Raw genomic sequence first — 17,145 nt, 5'->3', positions numbered from 1 at the left:
AACCTCGGCCTTAAGCCGATTTGTGCAACATGTATAACCGCCCCATGCGCAAGAGGGTTTTCAGAGCAATTTGGCGTGGTGTCGGGTGCTGACATGTATCCGGCCTCATGGTGCGGCCATCGTCATGCCGCGGGCCCGCATGGTGTTCGCGGGTCGGACCCAAATCAAAGCCGCGTGCTCGGTGGCACTCTGTTGCGCTCTGGTTTTCCGACCCCGTCTCGCGACCGTTGCGCCAAGCTGCTCTCAGCCCTCCTCCGCTCCGACGACCTCGCGACTGCTGACAGGTGTTACGCTGCCACAGCCGGAGCTCGGTAGATCTCTCCGCTCTTCATCAGCGCCCAGACGATCCGCGCCATCTTGTTGGCGAGCGCGACCCGGACCAGCATCGTCGGCTTCCGCTCCAGCATGCTTGCCAGCCAGGTGCCCGGGCGTGCTGACGCGTGGCAATGGCGCTTGATGATGACGCTGTTGGCCCCGATGATCAGCAATCTGCGCAACGAGCGCTCGCCCATCTTCGTCGTGGCCCCGAGCCTTTGCTTGCCGCCTGTCGAATGCTGCCGCGGCGTGAGACCGAGCCATGCCGCGAAGTCGCGGCCTTTGCGGAACGTTTCCGGCGGCGGCGCCAACGTAGTCATGGCCGTGACGATCAGCGGACCGATGCCCGGAATGGTCATCAAACGCCGCGCCACTTCGTTCTCCTTGGCTCGACGGGTGATCTCAGCATCCAAGGCCTCGATTTGATCGTCGAGCTGGGCGAGCGTTGCGGTCAGGACCTTCAGTGAGGCCCGTGCCGTCGTTGGTAGATCCGACTCGTCGTCCGCGACCAACGCAATCAGGCGCCGGGCATTCGTCGCGCCCTGCGGCACGACCTGACCGTATTCGGTGAGGTGTCCGCGGAGGGCGTCGATGGCCTGGGTGCGCTGCCGGATGAGCAATTCTCGGACGCGGAAGACGCTGGCCGCCCCCTGCGTTTCTTCGCTCTTCACGGGTACGAAGCGCATGTTCGGTCTCTGCGCAGCTTCGCAGATCGCCTCCGCGTCAGCCGCATCGTTCTTTTGCCGCTTGACGAAGGGCTTCACGTAGGCGGGCGGGATGAGCCTGATGTCATCGCCGAGCCGTGCCAGCTCCCGCCCCCAGAAATGGGCGCCACCGCAGGCTTCCATCGCCACGAGGCAGGGCGGCAGCTTACTGAAAAACTCCAGCACCGCGGACCTTCTGAGCTTCTTGCGAAAGACCACGCCGCCTCTGGCGTCAGCACCGTGGACCTGGAACACATTCTTCGCGAGATCCAATCCGACCGTGGTAATCTCCGACATGACCGCCTCCCAAAATGGATTGTTGCGATCCCACCTTGGCACGTCGATGCCGTCGGGGGGCGGTTACAGCATCAGAGCCAACCAGCGCGGCACGGCCGAGCAGCATATCAAGGAAGGCAAATGCGCCTTTCGCTGGACGCGGCTGTCATGCCGGAAGTTCCGCGACAACGAGGTGCGACTGCAACTGCACGCTCTGGCCTACAACCTGGCGACCTTCTTGCGCTGCATCGAGCTGCCCGAGGCGATGGCGGACTGGTCGTTGACCAGCCTGCAACTGAAGCTGATCAAGATCGGGGCGCGTGTCGTCCACCATGCCCGCGCCATCACCTTCCAACTGGCTGAGGTGGCCGTCACCGGCCCGATGGTCCGCGCCATCCTCGCCGCCATCCGCCGATTGCGAGCACCTCCGTCATGTGCATGACCGCGATCCACGTCCAAACTGAACGAAAGCGGCAGGACAGGTCTGCCCGCTTCGCCGAAAAACACCACCGCCGAGCCAGATCACGGCGCATTCGCGGTCTGATCCACCCTGTTCCAGCAGCCTGCGCGACCGCAGGCGCCGTTCCAGGGCGAAAAACGCTTGTCCAGCGGTCGGACCCAGGCGATCTTTACGTCAGACGACACACCACTTGGGGAATGTTGGCCAAGAACATGCTGGTCATCTACAACCCCAACAAGCTAGGCTTTTTCTGAGGAGGAAAGATGTCCCAAGTCTTCACATTCGTCTTGGCCCTGCTGCCAATCGCCACAGTGTTTCTGCTCTTGGTGGTGCTCGCACGCTCGGCCAAGCTTTCGATGGGCGTTGCCTATCTGGTCACGGCCGCGACCGCGCTTTTGGTCTGGGGCACGGACCTCAACAAGATTCTTGGCGCCACCGTGAACGGTGCTGTGACCGCAGTCAGCTTGCTCTACATTATATTCGGCGCGATCCTGATGCTCTACACGCTAGAGGAAAGCGGCGGCATCCGGTCGATCCGGGCAGGGTTCACCAGCATTTCGCCTGACCGGCGGGTACAGGCGATCATCATCGCCTGGTTGTTCGGATCGCTGATCGAGGGGGCGTCCGGGTTTGGCACGCCCGCGGCCATCGCTGCGCCACTGCTGGTTGCCATCGGCTTTCCGGCCATGGCAGCGGTGCTGGTATCGCTGATCATCCAGTGCACGCCTGTGTCATTCGGCGCAGTCGGCACGCCGATTCTTGTCGGTGTCAATACCGGGCTTTCGGGTCAGGCGATTGTCGAAGAGACCATCACACCGATGGCCTTCGCTGACTATCTGGTCGAGATTGCTGTCAAGGTTGCCACACTGCATGGCCTGATCGGCTTTCTGATCCCGTTGATCATGATCGGCATGATGACGCGGTTCTTCGGTTCCCGGCGGTCCTTCACCGAAGGGTTCCGAATCTGGAAATTCGCGCTGTTCGCCGGGCTTGCCTTCACCGTTCCGTACTGGATCATTGCCAGCCTGCTTGGCCCGGAATTTCCGTCCCTGGTGGGCGGCATCATCGGGCTACTGATCGTCGTTCCCGCCGCACGGGCCGGCTTCCTGATCCCGAAGGAGTTCTTCGACTTTCCGCCCCGCGAACAGTGGGACGGAAAATGGGTCGGCAAGCTGGACGATCTGGAGGATCACCGTGCCGGGCTTGAGATGATGTCGTTGCTCAAGGCCTGGGCGCCCTACATATTCGTGGTTCTTCTGCTGGTCGCGACGCGCACGATTCCCGATTTCAAGGCCTGGCTGACCGCCCCGGAACGGACCATGGCCTTCGATGATCTGTTCGGGTCGGGCATCAATGCCCGCGTGCAATGGCTGTATCTGCCTGGAACGGTGCTGATCCTCGCTTCGCTGTTCACCTTCCTGTTCCATCGAATGCGTCCGGCCGATTACGGCAAGGCATTGCGTACGTCGGGATTGACAATGATCGCGGCGGCCCCGGCACTGCTGTTGGCGGTGCCGATGGTGCAGGTGTTCATCAACTCTGCCTCGGACACGATGGCGTCGATGCCGATCGTGCTCGCCGAAAGCGTCTCGGCCGTGGTCGGCAGTGCCTGGCCGATGTTCGCGCCACTGATCGGGTCGATGGGCGCCTTCGTCGCCGGGTCGAACACGATTTCGAACATGATGTTCTCGTTGTTCCAGTTCTCGACCGCTGAACAGATCGGTCTGGGCGCGGCCGGGGCCGGATTGGTTGTTGCGCTGCAGGCCATCGGCGGTGCGGCAGGCAATATGATCTGCGTGCACAACGTGGTGGCAGCCTCGGCCACGGTGGGACTTGTGGACCGCGAGGGCGAAATCATCCGCATGACCCTGATCCCGATGTTCTATTATATCGTCCAGGGCGGCTTTCTTGGTCTTGCTATCCTGGCGGGCGGGCCGAACCTGTGGTGGATCGCCGTGCTGATCTGGCCGGCCGCCGTGCTGTTCCTGATGTCGCGCAATCGCGGGGCTGTTTCCGCCACCCAAACACGCTGAGGTCGTCATGTCTGGACAGCCAAATCCCCGCGTCGGCCTTTTCGTGACCTGTCTCGTGGATGCAATCCGCCCCAGCATCGGGTTTTCCGCCATCCAGCTTCTGGAGGAGGCCGGATGCCGGGTCGAGGTGCCGCAGGCACAGACCTGTTGCGGGCAACCGGCCTTGAACAGCGGAGACGAAAAAGATGCAGCAGCACTGGCGCGACAGACCATCGCTGCTTTCGAGGGCTTCGACTATATTGTGCTGCCCTCGGGATCCTGTGCGGGAACCATCGTGCACGGCTATCCGGACTTGTTGGCCAAAGATCCGGTCTGGGCGCCCCGCGCCCGGATCCTCGCCGCGAGAACCCACGAGATCACCAGTTTCCTGGTTGATGTGATGGGTTTTCGGCCAAAGGGCCGTCGCCTGTCAGCGACGGCCACCTACCACGACAGTTGCGCAGGGTTGCGCGAACTGGGCATCGCCGCGCAACCCCGTGCGCTTCTAGCGGAGGTCGCGGGCCTGGAGATGCGGGGATTGGAAGGCAATGATGTCTGCTGCGGCTTTGGCGGCACGTTCTGCGTCAAGTATTCCGACATCTCGAACGCGATCGTCACCGAAAAGGCCGAGGCGATCGAGCGCACCGAGGCCGACCTGCTTCTGGCGGGAGATCTGGGATGCCTGATGAACATGGCAGGCAAGCTGAACCGCCGGGGCGCAAGGACGCGCTGTTTCCACACCATCGAGGTTCTGGCGGGCCGGGCCGACGGTCCCGCCATCGGCGAGGAGGGCTGAGCATCATGAGCGCACCAGAGGCATCTGTGCAGGTTTCGTTCAAGAACCGTGCCAAGACGGCACTGGCGGACAGAACGCTGAAGATCGCCATCGACCGCACCACCGGCACGGCCGAGGCCAAGCGCGCGGTGGCAGTGGCGGCGTTTCCCGAATTCCAGGCCGCCCGCGCACGCGGACGCGCGATCAAGGATCACGTGATCGCCCATCTGGACCATTATCTCGAACAGTTCGAGCGCAACGCCACCGCATCTGGTGCTACGGTCCACTGGGCATCCGACGATGCCGAGGCGCGAGCGATCATCACCCGCATCTGCCTGGATGCCAAGGCCAAGTTGGTGACGCGGTCGAAATCGATGCTGGGCGAAGAAATCGGCCTGCCCCATGCTTTGGCCGATGCCGGGATCGAGCGGGTCGAGACCGACCTGGCCGAACACATCATCCAGCTTGCCGGAGAGGCCCCCTCACACATCGTCTGGCCCGCGATGCACCGCACCCGCGAACAGGTGGCCGAACTGTTCAAGATAGCTCATCACCCGCCGCCCTCGGCCGACGATCCGGCCACCATGGTGCAAAGCGCGCGGCGCGAATTGCGCGCCAAGTTTCTGGGGGCCGACATAGGCATTTCGGGGTCGAACTTCCTGGTGGCCGATACGGGTGCCACCTGCACGGTGACGAATGAAGGCAATGCCGAACTGACCACCACGCCGCCGCGCATTCATATCGTCACGGCGGGAATCGAGAAAATCGTACCCACCACCGCCCATGCCCTGTCCCTGCTGCGCCTGCTGGTGCGGTCGGCCACGGGCGGCGAACTGACGCAATACACGACATTCCACTGCGGACCCAAACGTCCTGGCGATGCCGATGGTCCCGAGGAGATGCACATCGTGCTGGTGGACAACGGCCGCACCAGAATGCTGGACAACGAGTTCCGCGAGATGCTGCGCTGCATCCGCTGCGGGGCCTGCATGAACCATTGCGTGGTCTATCGCCAGATCGGCGGGCACGCCTATGGCGGCACCTACCCCGGACCAATGGGTTCGGTTCTGACACCAGTGCTGAACGGGCTTGCCGGTTCACGCGACCTGCCCAATGCCTGCACCATGAACGGCCGCTGCGCCGAAGTCTGCCCGGTCGAGATTCCCATCCCCACGCTGCTGCGCGCCTGGCGGATCCGCAGTTGGCGAGAAAAGCTGGAACCGGGAAGCCTTCGCGTCGGCATCGGTATCTGGGCCGTTCTGGCCCGGCGTCCCGGTCTTTACGGGCTGGCCAGCCGGGTCGGCGTGCGGGCCCTCCGGTTGTTCGGCAAGGGAGGCTGGATCGCGCGCCTGCCGCTGGCGGGCGGCTGGACGGCCCATCGCGACCTGCCGCGCCCGGCGGGCCGCACCTTCATGGAACAGTATCGCGCCCAGCAGGCACACAAGGGGAGCCGCCCATGACCGCCCGCGACCGCATCCTGTCCGCGATCCGCGCCGCCCTGCCACAGGAACGCCCGGCGCCCGACGCCATCTCCGCCGAGGCCAACGCCCTGCTGGCCGATCCCGACACCAGCCGCCCCCGACTGGTCGCTGAGGGGCTGTTAGATGCCTTCATCCTGAAGGCTGAGGCGATCGGCACGACGATTGACCGCGTTGGCGGCATGGAAGCCGTTCCCGACGCTGTGCGGCGCTATCTGTCGGGACACGGCCTGTCACTGTCACTGGCCGTGGAACCGGCGCCGGCGCTGACCGCACTTGACTGGACGGGCCTTGACACCGGCACCACTCTTGCCCCGGACCAGCCGGCAGCGCTCGGAAAGGCGCTTTGGGGTATCGCCGAAAGCGGGTCCATGATCGTGCATTCGGGCGCCGATACGCCGATCTTGCTGTCTTTCCTGCCCCTGCATCATATCGTGGTGCTGCAGGAATCCGATATCCTGTCCCATCTCGAGGACTATGCTGCGCAGCTGGCCGAGCGGCCCCATCCGCGCAACGCGATCCTGATCACCGGACCCAGCGGCACGACCGATATCGAGGGGAGCTATGTGCGCGGGGCGCATGGGCCGGGCTTCCTGCGTGTGATCCTTGTTGCAAGCACAGACTGACAACCTGCCGGTTGCCAGTCCCCACCACCGCCGGCCGTTGCCAGCAGAGCCGGTCGTCCTAACTAACCCCAAGGAGACCCGGAATGGACCGAAGCAAAATTGCCGAACAGACCGCAGAATTTGCCAGCCTGATGTAAGCGTCCGGTCTGACTGCCCTGCCGGAGGTGCGCTAGTGTCGGATAGTGTCCACTTAGCTAAATGGACACTTAAGAGGCCGGGATGGCGAAGCGGCGCAAGCGCAGGAAGTGGAGTGATGACGAGAAGCGCATGATCTGTGCGCAGACTGTTGTTGCGGGTGTATCGGTTGCCCAGGTCGCGCGGCGGTACGATTTGAACGCCAACCAGATTTTCAACTGGCTGAGAGACCCAAAGTTTGCGCCGGATGATCCTCCCGAAGAAGACGAAGCGAAGTTTCTACCGGTCGAAGTGATTGCGCAGCCGACCCCACCAGAACCTGTGCCCGAGCTGACCTGGTTGATCGAACTGGAACTTGCGAATGGGCACCGCCTGCGGATCAGCGGCAGCTATGATCCTGAGGCAATAGCTCGCCTGGTGCGGCATCTGACATGATCCCCGTTCCCGCGAACACGAAGGTCTGGCTTGCAGCGGGTGTCACCGACATGCGCAAGGGGTATGCATCCTTGGCCGCGCAGGCCGAGAAGGTGCTGAAGCTCGATCCCTTTGTCGGGCATCTGTTTGTGTTCCGGGGCCGCCGGGGTGATCTGATCAAGATCATCTGGTGGGATGGTCAGGGCGCGTGTTTGTTCTCGAAGCGCCTGGAACGCGGCAAGTTTGTGTGGCCTGCCACCAAGGAAGGCAAAGTGTCCCTCTCGCCTGCGCAACTGGCGATGCTTCTGGAGGGCATCGATTGGCGCACACCGGGCCTAACTTGGCGACCTTTGCGCGCGGGATAGGATTCCCTCAGTCTTTCCAATGATGTAAGCTCAGGCCATGGTGGCTGAAGCGATGACATTGCTGGAAGATTATGGGGAACTCAACGAGTTCACGACCCAGCTTTTGGCTGAGATCAAAGCCCAGGCCATGCTCATTGAGAAGCTCCGGCACCAAGTCGCCGGGCAAAACGCTTGGCGCTACGGATCGACGTCTGAACAGACCAAGCAGCTTATGCTGGCGCTTGAAGCGAGCGAAGTGGCCGAGGCCGCGATGACGGCCAAGATGAAGTTTCCCCCGGATGAGCCCGAGGATAAACCAAAACGCCGTCCGATCCCGGATCATATCCCGCGCAACAACATTGAGCTGTTGCCGCCCAAAGATCATTGCACATGTGGCGGAGCACTGCGTCAGATTGGCGAGGACGTGACCGAAGAGCTGGAATACGTGCCGGGGCGGTTCATCGTGAACAAGATCACCCGCCCGCGCTTTGCTTGCAAACGTTGTGAACAGTTTACGCAAGCTGTGCTGCCATCGCGCCCAATTGAGCGTGGTCGCCCTGGGCCGGGTTTGCTGGCGCATGTTTTGGTCAGCAAATACGCAGACCATCTGCCGCTCTATCGCCAGAGCCAAATCTGCGAACGTGACGGTCTTGACCTTGACCGTTCCACTTTGGCGGACTGGGTTGGCAAGACAACGACGCTTTTGGCTCCACTGGCCGACGCCATCGGCAAACATGCCCTGAAGGGCAAAGCCATCTTCACCGACGATACTCCGGTCAACATGCTCGCGCCCGGTACTGGCAAGACCAAGACCGGACGTCTTTGGGTTTATGCCCGCGATGAACGGCCACGGAATGGCGATGCCCCACCTGCCGCCTGGTATCAGTTCTCCCAAGATCGGCGTGGGGCGCACCCGAAGGACCATCTGAGCAAGTACAAGGGTTGGATGCACGCTGACGGCTATGCCGGGTACGAAGAGCTTTACCGCGACCATGGCATCAAAGAGGTCGCCTGCATGGCTCATATCCGGCGCAAGTTCGTGGATGTTCATCGATCTCAGGGTTCAAGCATTGCAGAAGAAGCGATCCTGCGGATCAGCCAGCTCTACGCCGTTGAGAAAGAGGCACGCGGTTCTCCGCCAGATCAGCGCGCCGCCATTCGGCAAACCAAAGCCAAGCACATCTTTGACGACCTGCAGGATTGGCTGAACAGGCAACTCACGATCATATCGGGTAAATCACCACTCGCTCAGGCAATCCGGTATGCGCTGACGCGCATGCGGCGGCTCAAGCCGTACCTCGCCAATGGCATCCTGGAACTCGACAACAACACAGCCGAACGCGCCATGCGGGCCATCGCTTTGGGCCGCAAGAACTACCTCTTCGTCGGATCGCCCGCCGGTGGCCGTGCCGCCGCCGTGGCGTACACACTGATCGAAACGGCCAAGCTCAACAGTGTCGATCCCCAGACTTGGCTCGCTGACACCATCGCCCGCATCCCTGATTACAAAATCACCCGCGTGAACGACTTGCTGCCTTGGGAAAGCGGAAAGGTTATCTCATGACTGTTGAACGTCCTGCACTTGGTCTGCGTCAGGCTTCTTTGTCTTTGACCGAGTACGACCCCAGATGGGCTGAATTGTTTGCCAAAGAAGCCGCATTGATCGCTCAGGTTCTGCCAGACGTGCCATTTGATATCGACCATATCGGCAGCACCTCCGTACCCGGTCTGGCAGCAAAACCCATCTTGGACATTGCCATACGCTCAAATCACGAAGAGCAGATCGCGACCGCTCTTACGAAGTTGGGTTACATCGACAGAGGCATTCGAAGCGGGCGGCTGTTCATCCGGTTGCGCGACGGTGACATCAGAACCCACAATCTGCATTTGTACCATCCCGACGATGCCGATTGCCGCGATCAAATCGCCTTCCGTGACGCATTACGAGGCGACCCAACACTCCGGGATCAATACGCCCAGCTGAAACGGGCGCTTGTCGAAGAACTTGGTGACCAGGGTCGAGGATCATATGCAGGGCGGAAAACCGAGTTCGTAAGAGCCGTCATCGACGCCCAGAACAAATAAGGGCGGTCAGACCGGACGCTTACGAAAGTCCTCGGCCAATGTTGGACGTACGGTTTCGGCGATATCCAAAGAAGTGTGGGCCTCACAGCGTCGCGGCGGCGCGGCTGGCCTGGTCGAACTGGCCCGACAGCGCCCGCAGCATACGCGCCAGTTCTCGCAACTCGTCGGTCGATGACATTCCTTGCAAAAGGCATTGGCGTCGCACGTCGCGGTATGCGTTGCAAAGTGCCACGCCTTCGGGAGAGGCACGATAAAACACCTCCTTGCCGCGTTTCTCCGAATTCATAAGCCCGGCCTTCAGCAGCTTGCGCAGGGCATAGTTCACTGTGTGGCTGTCCTCGATATTGAGCTGAAAGCAAATGTCGGACAGGCGCTTGTCGCGGGACCGGTGTTTTACGTGGTGCAGGGTCAGGATCTCAAGCGGGCTCAGATCCGGCTGACCGGCGGCTGCCATGCAGCGGGTTATCCAGCGCGAGAAGGCGTTGAAGACGATTATCAAGCCAAATTCCAGTTCCGACACTTCCCAGCCTTCGCCTTCGGCCAGGTGACGGGACGACACGATTCGGCGGGAGGGGGACTCGTGATCCGTCATGATCGTTGCGCAGCCTATCTTCAAAGTATCAGTGTTTTGCAATTATTAGTCAGCAAACCTCCATTCATTTCAACGTTTCCACGCCCTTTCGCAGACCCGAGGCACGCCGATACGATCACAAAACGTTGACAGAATATTATTTTGCTTCCAGCGTTTGAATTGTGCAGAAATCCACGGGGAGTATGGGACGATGTTCTTATCACGCTATTTGGGCAGCGCGGTTGCCGCGCTTGCCGGGTTTGCGTTGCAGGTTCAAGCCGACACGTGGGACATGCCGACGCCGTACCCGGACGCAACATTCCACACCGCCAACATTCATGAATTCGCCAAGGACATCACCGCCGCGACAGATGGCGCCCTAGAGATCAAGGTCCATTCAGCCGGGTCGCTCTTCAAACACCCCGAAATCAGCAAGGCAGTGCGCAGCGGGCAGGTGCCGGTGGGCGAGTTCTTCCTGTCGCTCTTGGCAAATGACAACCCGGCCTTTGGAATCGATTCCATGCCGTTCCTCGCCACTAATTACGACGAGGCCCAGCATCTCTGGGCGGCGCAGAAGGACGTGATCGACGGGCTCCTGGACGAACAAGGGCTGATGGTGCTGTATGCCGTGCCGTGGCCGCCCCAGGGGCTCTTCACGACCAAGGAGATCACCTCGGTTGACGACCTCGCCGGGCTGAAATTCCGCACTTACAATGCCACGCTCGAGGAATTCGCCAACCTCGCGGGCGCGGCGCCAACGCAGGTCGAGGTGCCGGACATCCCCCAGGCGTTCTCCACCGGGCGGGTCGAGGCGATGATCACTTCGCCTTCGACCGGCGTGAACTCCAAGGCATGGGACTTCCTGAGCCATTATACCAACATCCAGGCCTGGATCCCGAAGAACATCGTCGTGGTAAACAAACGCGCGTTCCGCCGCCTGGACGAGGCAACGCAAACTGCAGTGCTAGAAGCTGCCGCCGCCGCCGAGGCGCGCGGCTGGGAGATGAGCAAGGCCGAGACCGAGGCGCAGACCAAGGTGCTGGCTGAGAATGGCGTCACCGTCTCCGAGCCGTCGGAAGAGCTTATGACCGGCCTACGCGAAATCGGTGCGCAGATGCTGGAGAACTGGAAAGGCGAAGCCGGCGAGGCCGGTGCCGCCCTGCTCTCGGCCTACCAGCAATAAACCATTCGGCCGTGCGCCAAGGCGCGCCCGGCCTGCAGCGCGATAGGGGGACATCATGCGGGCGACACTGGACTTCATCTACCGCGCATCCGGCGGGCTGGCGGCGTTCTTCATCCTCGCCATTGTCGTTCTGGTCTCTGCCCAAGTCTGCCTGAACCTCGCCGATAAGATCGCCGCCGGTTTCACCGGCACCGGCATCGGGCTGACCATCCCGTCCTATGCCGATTTCACCGGCTTCTTTCTCGCCGCCTCGACCTTTCTCGCCCTTGCCTATGCCCTGCGCGCGGGTGGGCATATCCGCGTCACCCTGCTGATTGGGCGCCTGTCCAAGGGTCCGCAGCGGGTGTTCGAGATCGCGGTGGTGACCGTCGCGCTGGCAATGAGCGCCTATGCCACCTGGTACGTGATCTTGCTGGTTTACGAATCCATCGAGTTTGGCGACCGCTCGTCGGGCATGGTTTCGGTTCCGCTGTGGCTGCCTCAGCTTCCTGTGGCTCTGGGCCTCGTCATCCTCACCCTTTCGCTGGTCGACGAGTTGGTCGGTCTCCTACGCGGCCACCCGGCTTCGTGGGAGGGCAAGGAAGAAAACCTTTTGAGCGAGTAGGAGCCGGAGCCCATGTCCGTCGCCACGCTATCCATCATCCTGCTGGTCCTGCTGTTCGCCTTCCTTGGTGCCGGCCTCTGGGTTGCCTTCTCGCTGCTGGGCGTCGGGGTCGCCGCCATGGCGCTCTTTTCCGACGCGCCGCTGGGCCTGGTCATGGCGACAACCATGTGGGGGCACAGCAATTCCTGGGCTCTGGCGGCGCTGCCCTTGTTCATCTGGATGGGCGAGATCCTTTTCCGCTCACGGCTTTCCGAGGACATGTTCACCGGCCTCGCGCCCTGGATGAACCGCCTGCCCGGCCAGCTTCTGCACGTGAATGTCTTTGCCTGCGGGATTTTCGCCGCGGTCTCGGGCTCGTCAGCCGCGACCGCCGCCACCATCGGCAAGCTGTCGATCCCGGAGCTGTCGCGCCGCGGCTACCCCGAGCGGCTGGTGATCGGCACACTGGCAGGCTCGGCCACGCTGGGCCTGCTGATCCCGCCATCGATCATCCTGATCGTCTATGGCGTGGCAACAGAACAGAGCATCGCGCGGTTGTTCATTGCGGGCGTCCTGCCCGGGGTGCTGCTGGTGACGCTGTTCGTGGGCTACGTGGTGGTCTGGGCGCTCATCAACCGCGACCGGCTGCCGATGGAGGACATTTCGGCCAGCTTCCGCGAGAAACTGCGCCGCTCGCGCCGGCTGTTGCCGGTGGTGCTGCTGATCGGCGGCGTGATCGGCTCGATCTATGCAGGCATCGCCTCGCCCACAGATGCCGCCGCGGTCGGGGTGGTGCTAGCGCTGGTTCTGTCGTGGAGCTCCGGCACTCTGACACGGGCCAGCTTTGTCGACGGGCTGATGGGCGCCACCGTCACGTCGTGCATGATCGCCTTCATCCTGGCGGGCGCGTCTTTCCTGACCGTGGCGATGGGCTTTACCGGGATTCCGCGCATCCTCGCGGAATGGATCGGTGGGCTGGGCCTGTCGACCTTCACGCTGCTGGCGGCGCTGACCGCGTTCTTCGTCATCATGGGCTGTTTCCTCGACGGCATCTCGGTGGTGGTGCTGACCGCCTCGGTGATCATGCCGATGGTTTTGCAGGCGGGGATCGACCCGCTGTGGTTCGGCATCTTCCTGGTGATCGTGGTCGAGATGTCGCAGATCACCCCGCCGGTGGGGTTCAACCTCTTCGTGCTGCAATCGCTGACCGGGCGCGATATTCTGAGCGTCGCCTTTGCCGCCTTGCCCTTCTTCTTCCTGATGGTCGTGGCGCTGGTGATCATCGTGATTTTCCCCGCCATCGTGACCTATCTGCCGGGCCAGATGTGACCCGCGCGATGCGAGCGAACGGACAACCGAAACTTTCCCCCCAGGGCGCGCATATCAAGGAGAAACTCCAGTGTGGCAATTTTGGGTAGATCGTGGCGGCACATTTACGGATATCGTCGGCCGGACGCCTGAGGGAGAACTGCGCTCGCACAAAGTGCTATCCGAGAACCCCGAGCGCTATAAAGACGCCGCCGTGCATGGCATTCGGGAATTGCTGGGTCTGGCTACTGGCGAGGCGATCCCGCCGGGCACAATTGAGGCGGTCAAAATGGGCACGACCGTCGCCACCAACGCACTCTTGGAGCGCAAGGGCGACCGCACTCTGCTACTGACCACAGAAGGTCTGCGCGATATGCTGCGCATCGGCTATCAGAACCGGCCCGACATCTTCGCGCTCAACATTCAGCTTCCCGAACTGCTTTATGAGCGGGTCGAGGAAGTGTCCGAACGGGTCGGCGCGGATGGCGAGGTCGTCGCGCCTCTCGATCTTTCCAGTGCCCGAACCGCCCTTCAGAGCGCGCATGACGACGGCATCCGCTCCGTCGCGATCGCCTTCATGCACAGCTACAAGTTCCCCGATCACGAAAAAGCCGTCGCGGATGTCGCGCGCGAAATCGGGTTCGAGCAGATCTCCATGAGCCACGAGGCCAGTCCCCTGATCAAGCTGGTGGGACGCGGCGACACAGCTGTGGTCGACGCATATCTTTCGCCGATCCTGCGGCGCTATGTGAAGCAGGTCAGCGACGAGTTGGGGACCGAGCATGGAAGCTGCAAGTCGCTGATGTTCATGCAGTCCAATGGCGGCCTGACCGACGCCTCGCTGTTCCAAGGCAAGGACGCGATCCTGTCGGGGCCAGCAGGCGGCGTGGTCGGTATGGTGCGCACGGCCGCGGCGGTCGGTTTCGACAAGCTGATCGGATTCGACATGGGCGGCACCTCGACCGATGTCTGCCACTACGCGGGCGAGTATGAACGCTCCTTTGATACGGAGGTCGCAGGCGTCAGGATGCGCGCGCCGATGATGAGCATTCATACGGTCGCTGCGGGCGGCGGCTCGGTCCTGACCTTTGAGAACGGCCGCCTGCAGGTCGGCCCGGAAAGCGCTGGCGCCAATCCGGGTCCCGCCAGTTACCGCCGTGGCGGTCCGCTCACCGTGACGGACTGCAACGTGCTTCTGGGCAAGATCCAGCCGACGCAGTTCCCGAGCGTTTTCGGCCCGAATGGCGACCTGCCGCTCGACGTAGATATCGTGCGCCGGAAGTTCGAGGAGATGGGCGAGAAGATCGCGGCCGAGACCGGAGAGGCGCCGCGCACGCCGGAGCAACTGGCGGAAGGCTTTCTGCGCATCGCGGTCGAGAACATGGCCAACGCGATCAAGGAAATATCCGTCCAGCGCGGCTATGACGTCACCAAATACACCTTGAACTGTTTCGGCGGCGCGGGTGGACAGCATGCCTGCCTGGTCGCCGACGCGCTGGGCATGGAGTCAGTCTTCGTTCACCCGTTCGCCGGAGTTCTTTCTGCGTTCGGCATGGGCTTGGCCGATATCCGGGCGATGCGAGAGTTCCAATTGGCGGTTCCGATCGAGGACGTGGCGGCGGCGGCCGTCAAATTCGCGGAGCTTGACGCCGAGACCACAAGTGAAGTCGCCAACCAAGGCGTGCCGGACGCGGCGATCCAAACCGTTCGCGTGGCGCATATCCGCACCAAGGGCTCGCATCAGACGCTTCCGGTTCCCTTCGGCTCAGCCGAGGACATGCGGTCGGCGTTCGAGTCGGCGCACGAGACGCGGTTTGGCTTCATTCCGTCCGAGTCGCGCCTAATCATCGATCTGATCACTTCCGAAGCGATCGGCGACACCGGCGCCGACACCAGCGCCAGCGAGCTAGGCAAACCGTCGGGCGAACCGACGTCGCAGAGCGCCAGAATGTGCGTTCACGGCGAATGGTGCGACGTCGAACTCGTCGATCGCCTCTCGCTCGCAGTCGAGGATACGGTGGACGGCCCGGCGATCATCGTCGAGCCGACTGGGACCAACGCCGTCGAGGACGGCTGGCGCGCCGAGATCGTCAAGGGCGGCGACCTGTTGATGCGCCGCGTCGTTCCGCTGAGGAGGACCGAGGCGATCGGCACCAAGGCCGACCCGATTATGTTGGAGGTGTTCAACAATCTCTTCATGTCGATCGCCGAGCAGATGGGTGCGACCCTCGCCAACACCGCCTACTCGGTGAACATCAAGGAGCGGCTCGACTTCTCCTGCGCGATCTTTGACCCAGAGGGCAATTTGGTCGCCAACGCGCCACATGTGCCGGTTCATTTGGGTTCAATGAGCGGCAGCGTCCGGTCGATACTGCGCGCCAATGAAGGCAAAATGCGGCCGGGCGACGTCTTCATGATGAACAATCCATTTGACGGCGGCACGCACTTGCCTGACGTCACGGTCATCACGCCTGTTTTCGATAAAGCCGGTGAGAAGATTATCTTCGTCGTGGCCTCACGCGGGCACCATGCCGATATCGGCGGCAAAACGCCAGGCTCCTCTCCGCCCGACAGCCGCCATATCGAGGAGGAAGGCGTCCTGATCGACAATTTCCTTCTGGTCTCGCAAGGCGCGCTGCAAGAGGCGGAGGCGCGCGCGTTGCTGGCCTCTGGCAAATACCCCTGCCGCAATGTCGATCAAAACATGGCCGATCTCGCGGCCCAAGTCGCGGCGAACGCGACCGGCGCGAAAGAGCTGCAAAAGATGGTGGCGAATTTCACGCTAGATGTGGTCCACGCTTATATGGGCCACGTGCAGGATAACGCCGAGGAAGCTGTGCGCCGGGTGCTAGACGTGCTTAAGGACTCCGAGTTTGAGTACAAACTCGATTTCGGTCCGTCGATCCGCGTCAATGTCAGCATCGACAAGGAGAACCGCTCTGCGACCGTCGACTTCACCGGAACCGCGCCTCAAAACGCGGGAAACTATAACGCCCCGCTTTCAATCTGCCGGGCGGCGGTCCTCTACGTGTTCCGCACGCTTGTGGGATCGAGCATTCCGATGAACGAGGGCTGCATGAAGCCGATCAACGTGATCGTGCCCGTAGGAACGATGATCAACCCGTCCTACCCGGCGGCGGTCATCGCGGGCAACACCGAGGTCAGCCAGGCCATCACAGAGACGCTTTATGGCGCGCTGGGCGTGCTGGCGGGCTCGCAGGGCACGATGAACAATTTCGTCTACGGCAACGATGTTCATCAGAACTACGAGACTATCTGTGGCGGCGCGGGCGCAGGCGACGGGTTCGACGGCGCAAGCGCGGTGCACACCCATATGACCAACACCCGCATGACCGACCCCGAAGTGCTGGAGACCCGCTATCCGGTCCGGGTGGACGAGTTCTCGATTCGCAATTGTTCGGGAGGTGAAGGAAAGCACAAGGGCGGCGACGGCGTTGTCCGCAAGCTGCGGTTCCTTGAGCCGATGACGGCGACGGTGCTGACCTCACACCGCGTCGAACGGCCATTCGGCGTCAATGGCGGCGGCGACGGCGCGCCCGGCGAAAACTGGGTCATCCGCGCCAACGGGTCCGAGGAAAGGCTCGACGGGAACGACTCGCGGGAAATGGGCGTGAACGACGTCTTCGTGCTCAAGACTCCGGGCGGTGGCGCCTACGGCGCAGCCTGAAGCGCCAGGAAATGGTGGCGCACGGCCCTTGCGGCAGATGCCGCGGATCAGGCGTCCGCGCCAGTGTCACTGTACCCCAGGTGTTTAGTCCCGGCATCTGGTGGATCGGGTTAACGATGAATCTGGGGAGGGGGCAAAACTTGGGGGTGTTCGGCTAAGCTATGGCAGATGTCGCTTTGACTCTAAAT

General features: G+C 62.2%; 15 protein-coding genes. 13 read left to right on the top strand and 2 right to left on the bottom strand.

What is annotated here, in order from left to right; all coding sequences use genetic code 11:
• Positions 1 to 287 precede the first annotated feature (287 nt).
• The gene (locus Q1B16_RS20580) at positions 288 to 1,316 is read right to left on the bottom strand and encodes an IS110 family transposase (RefSeq protein ID WP_299793762.1); all 1,029 of its coding nucleotides are present in this window, start codon (positions 1,314 to 1,316) and stop codon (positions 288 to 290) included.
• On the opposite strand from Q1B16_RS20580, the gene Q1B16_RS20575 reads away from it, so the two are divergent.
• From Q1B16_RS20575 to Q1B16_RS20535, 9 genes are all read left to right on the top strand, one after another.
• Positions 1,315 to 1,737, top strand: a complete 423-nt coding sequence (locus Q1B16_RS20575) for a transposase (RefSeq protein ID WP_299793759.1) — start codon at positions 1,315 to 1,317, stop codon at positions 1,735 to 1,737. The two genes, Q1B16_RS20580 and Q1B16_RS20575, sit on opposite strands and share 2 nt — an antisense overlap.
• 281 nt (positions 1,738 to 2,018) lie before the next feature.
• Positions 2,019 to 3,788 (top strand): L-lactate permease, encoded by a 1,770-nt coding sequence (locus Q1B16_RS20570; RefSeq protein WP_299793756.1) that lies wholly within the window; start codon positions 2,019 to 2,021, stop codon positions 3,786 to 3,788.
• 7 nt (positions 3,789 to 3,795) lie between these two features.
• Positions 3,796 to 4,563 (top strand): (Fe-S)-binding protein, encoded by a 768-nt coding sequence (locus Q1B16_RS20565; RefSeq protein ID WP_299793752.1) that lies wholly within the window; start codon positions 3,796 to 3,798, stop codon positions 4,561 to 4,563.
• Between the two features lie 5 nt (positions 4,564 to 4,568).
• Positions 4,569 to 6,002: a lactate utilization protein B gene (locus Q1B16_RS20560; RefSeq protein ID WP_299793749.1), complete on the top strand. Its 1,434-nt coding sequence runs from the start codon at positions 4,569 to 4,571 to the stop codon at positions 6,000 to 6,002.
• Entirely contained in the window at positions 5,999 to 6,646 is a 648-nt protein-coding gene (locus Q1B16_RS20555) for an LUD domain-containing protein (RefSeq protein ID WP_299793746.1), read from the top strand. Before Q1B16_RS20560 ends, Q1B16_RS20555 begins: the two co-directional genes overlap by 4 nt.
• 219 nt (positions 6,647 to 6,865) lie before the next feature.
• Positions 6,866 to 7,216: a transposase gene (locus Q1B16_RS20550; RefSeq protein ID WP_299793743.1), complete on the top strand. Its 351-nt coding sequence runs from the start codon at positions 6,866 to 6,868 to the stop codon at positions 7,214 to 7,216.
• Positions 7,213 to 7,560: an IS66 family insertion sequence element accessory protein TnpB gene (tnpB, locus tag Q1B16_RS20545; protein WP_299793740.1), complete on the top strand. Its 348-nt coding sequence runs from the start codon at positions 7,213 to 7,215 to the stop codon at positions 7,558 to 7,560. The genes Q1B16_RS20550 and tnpB overlap by 4 nt, the downstream gene beginning before the upstream one ends.
• Before the next feature lie 52 nt (positions 7,561 to 7,612).
• Entirely contained in the window at positions 7,613 to 9,103 is a 1,491-nt protein-coding gene (locus Q1B16_RS20540; RefSeq protein ID WP_299793737.1) for an IS66 family transposase, read from the top strand.
• Positions 9,100 to 9,624, top strand: coding sequence for a GrpB family protein (locus tag Q1B16_RS20535; RefSeq protein WP_299793734.1), 525 nt, complete (start codon positions 9,100 to 9,102; stop codon positions 9,622 to 9,624). The genes Q1B16_RS20540 and Q1B16_RS20535 overlap by 4 nt, the downstream gene beginning before the upstream one ends.
• 82 nt (positions 9,625 to 9,706) lie before the next feature.
• On the opposite strand, the gene Q1B16_RS20530 is transcribed toward Q1B16_RS20535, so the two are convergent.
• Positions 9,707 to 10,216 (bottom strand): winged helix DNA-binding protein, encoded by a 510-nt coding sequence (locus tag Q1B16_RS20530; protein ID WP_299793731.1) that lies wholly within the window; start codon positions 10,214 to 10,216, stop codon positions 9,707 to 9,709.
• Positions 10,217 to 10,406: 190 nt separating this feature from the next.
• Here Q1B16_RS20530 and Q1B16_RS20525 point away from each other — a divergent pair, with 190 nt between their 5' ends.
• The 4 genes from Q1B16_RS20525 to Q1B16_RS20510 all read left to right on the top strand — a co-directional run bounded on the left by Q1B16_RS20525 (position 10,407) and on the right by Q1B16_RS20510 (position 16,957).
• Positions 10,407 to 11,378, top strand: coding sequence for a TRAP transporter substrate-binding protein (locus Q1B16_RS20525; RefSeq protein ID WP_299793728.1), 972 nt, complete (start codon positions 10,407 to 10,409; stop codon positions 11,376 to 11,378).
• A gap of 55 nt (positions 11,379 to 11,433) precedes the next feature.
• Positions 11,434 to 11,982, top strand: coding sequence for a TRAP transporter small permease (locus tag Q1B16_RS20520; RefSeq protein WP_299793725.1), 549 nt, complete (start codon positions 11,434 to 11,436; stop codon positions 11,980 to 11,982).
• 12 nt (positions 11,983 to 11,994) lie between these two features.
• Positions 11,995 to 13,290 carry a TRAP transporter large permease subunit gene (locus tag Q1B16_RS20515; RefSeq protein WP_299793722.1) on the top strand — a complete coding sequence of 432 codons (1,296 nt, stop codon included), beginning with the start codon at positions 11,995 to 11,997 and terminating at the stop codon, positions 13,288 to 13,290.
• Positions 13,291 to 13,360: 70 nt separating this feature from the next.
• Positions 13,361 to 16,957 carry a hydantoinase B/oxoprolinase family protein gene (locus Q1B16_RS20510; RefSeq protein WP_299793719.1) on the top strand — a complete coding sequence of 1,199 codons (3,597 nt, stop codon included), beginning with the start codon at positions 13,361 to 13,363 and terminating at the stop codon, positions 16,955 to 16,957.
• Positions 16,958 to 17,145: the final 188 nt, after the last annotated feature.

The sequence above is a fragment of the uncultured Marivita sp. genome, assembly GCF_947488135.1.
GTDB lineage: Bacteria > Pseudomonadota > Alphaproteobacteria > Rhodobacterales > Rhodobacteraceae > Marivita.
Note: the sequence above shows the minus strand (reverse complement) of the source record. Positions and strands in the feature narration are given on the sequence as shown.

Coding starts and splice junctions, on each gene's coding strand:
- Q1B16_RS20520 (WP_299793725.1), top strand. CDS start 11,434: ATGCGGGCGACACTGGACTTCATCTACCGCGCATCCGGCGGGCTGGCG.
- Q1B16_RS20525 (WP_299793728.1), top strand. CDS start 10,407: ATGTTCTTATCACGCTATTTGGGCAGCGCGGTTGCCGCGCTTGCCGGG.
- Q1B16_RS20555 (WP_299793746.1), top strand. CDS start 5,999: ATGACCGCCCGCGACCGCATCCTGTCCGCGATCCGCGCCGCCCTGCCA.
- Q1B16_RS20570 (WP_299793756.1), top strand. CDS start 2,019: ATGTCCCAAGTCTTCACATTCGTCTTGGCCCTGCTGCCAATCGCCACA.
- Q1B16_RS20530 (WP_299793731.1), bottom strand. CDS start 10,216: ATGACGGATCACGAGTCCCCCTCCCGCCGAATCGTGTCGTCCCGTCAC.
- Q1B16_RS20575 (WP_299793759.1), top strand. CDS start 1,315: ATGACCGCCTCCCAAAATGGATTGTTGCGATCCCACCTTGGCACGTCG.
- Q1B16_RS20540 (WP_299793737.1), top strand. CDS start 7,613: ATGACATTGCTGGAAGATTATGGGGAACTCAACGAGTTCACGACCCAG.
- Q1B16_RS20550 (WP_299793743.1), top strand. CDS start 6,866: ATGGCGAAGCGGCGCAAGCGCAGGAAGTGGAGTGATGACGAGAAGCGC.
- Q1B16_RS20535 (WP_299793734.1), top strand. CDS start 9,100: ATGACTGTTGAACGTCCTGCACTTGGTCTGCGTCAGGCTTCTTTGTCT.
- Q1B16_RS20560 (WP_299793749.1), top strand. CDS start 4,569: ATGAGCGCACCAGAGGCATCTGTGCAGGTTTCGTTCAAGAACCGTGCC.
- Q1B16_RS20580 (WP_299793762.1), bottom strand. CDS start 1,316: ATGTCGGAGATTACCACGGTCGGATTGGATCTCGCGAAGAATGTGTTC.
- tnpB (WP_299793740.1), top strand. CDS start 7,213: ATGATCCCCGTTCCCGCGAACACGAAGGTCTGGCTTGCAGCGGGTGTC.
- Q1B16_RS20515 (WP_299793722.1), top strand. CDS start 11,995: ATGTCCGTCGCCACGCTATCCATCATCCTGCTGGTCCTGCTGTTCGCC.
- Q1B16_RS20565 (WP_299793752.1), top strand. CDS start 3,796: ATGTCTGGACAGCCAAATCCCCGCGTCGGCCTTTTCGTGACCTGTCTC.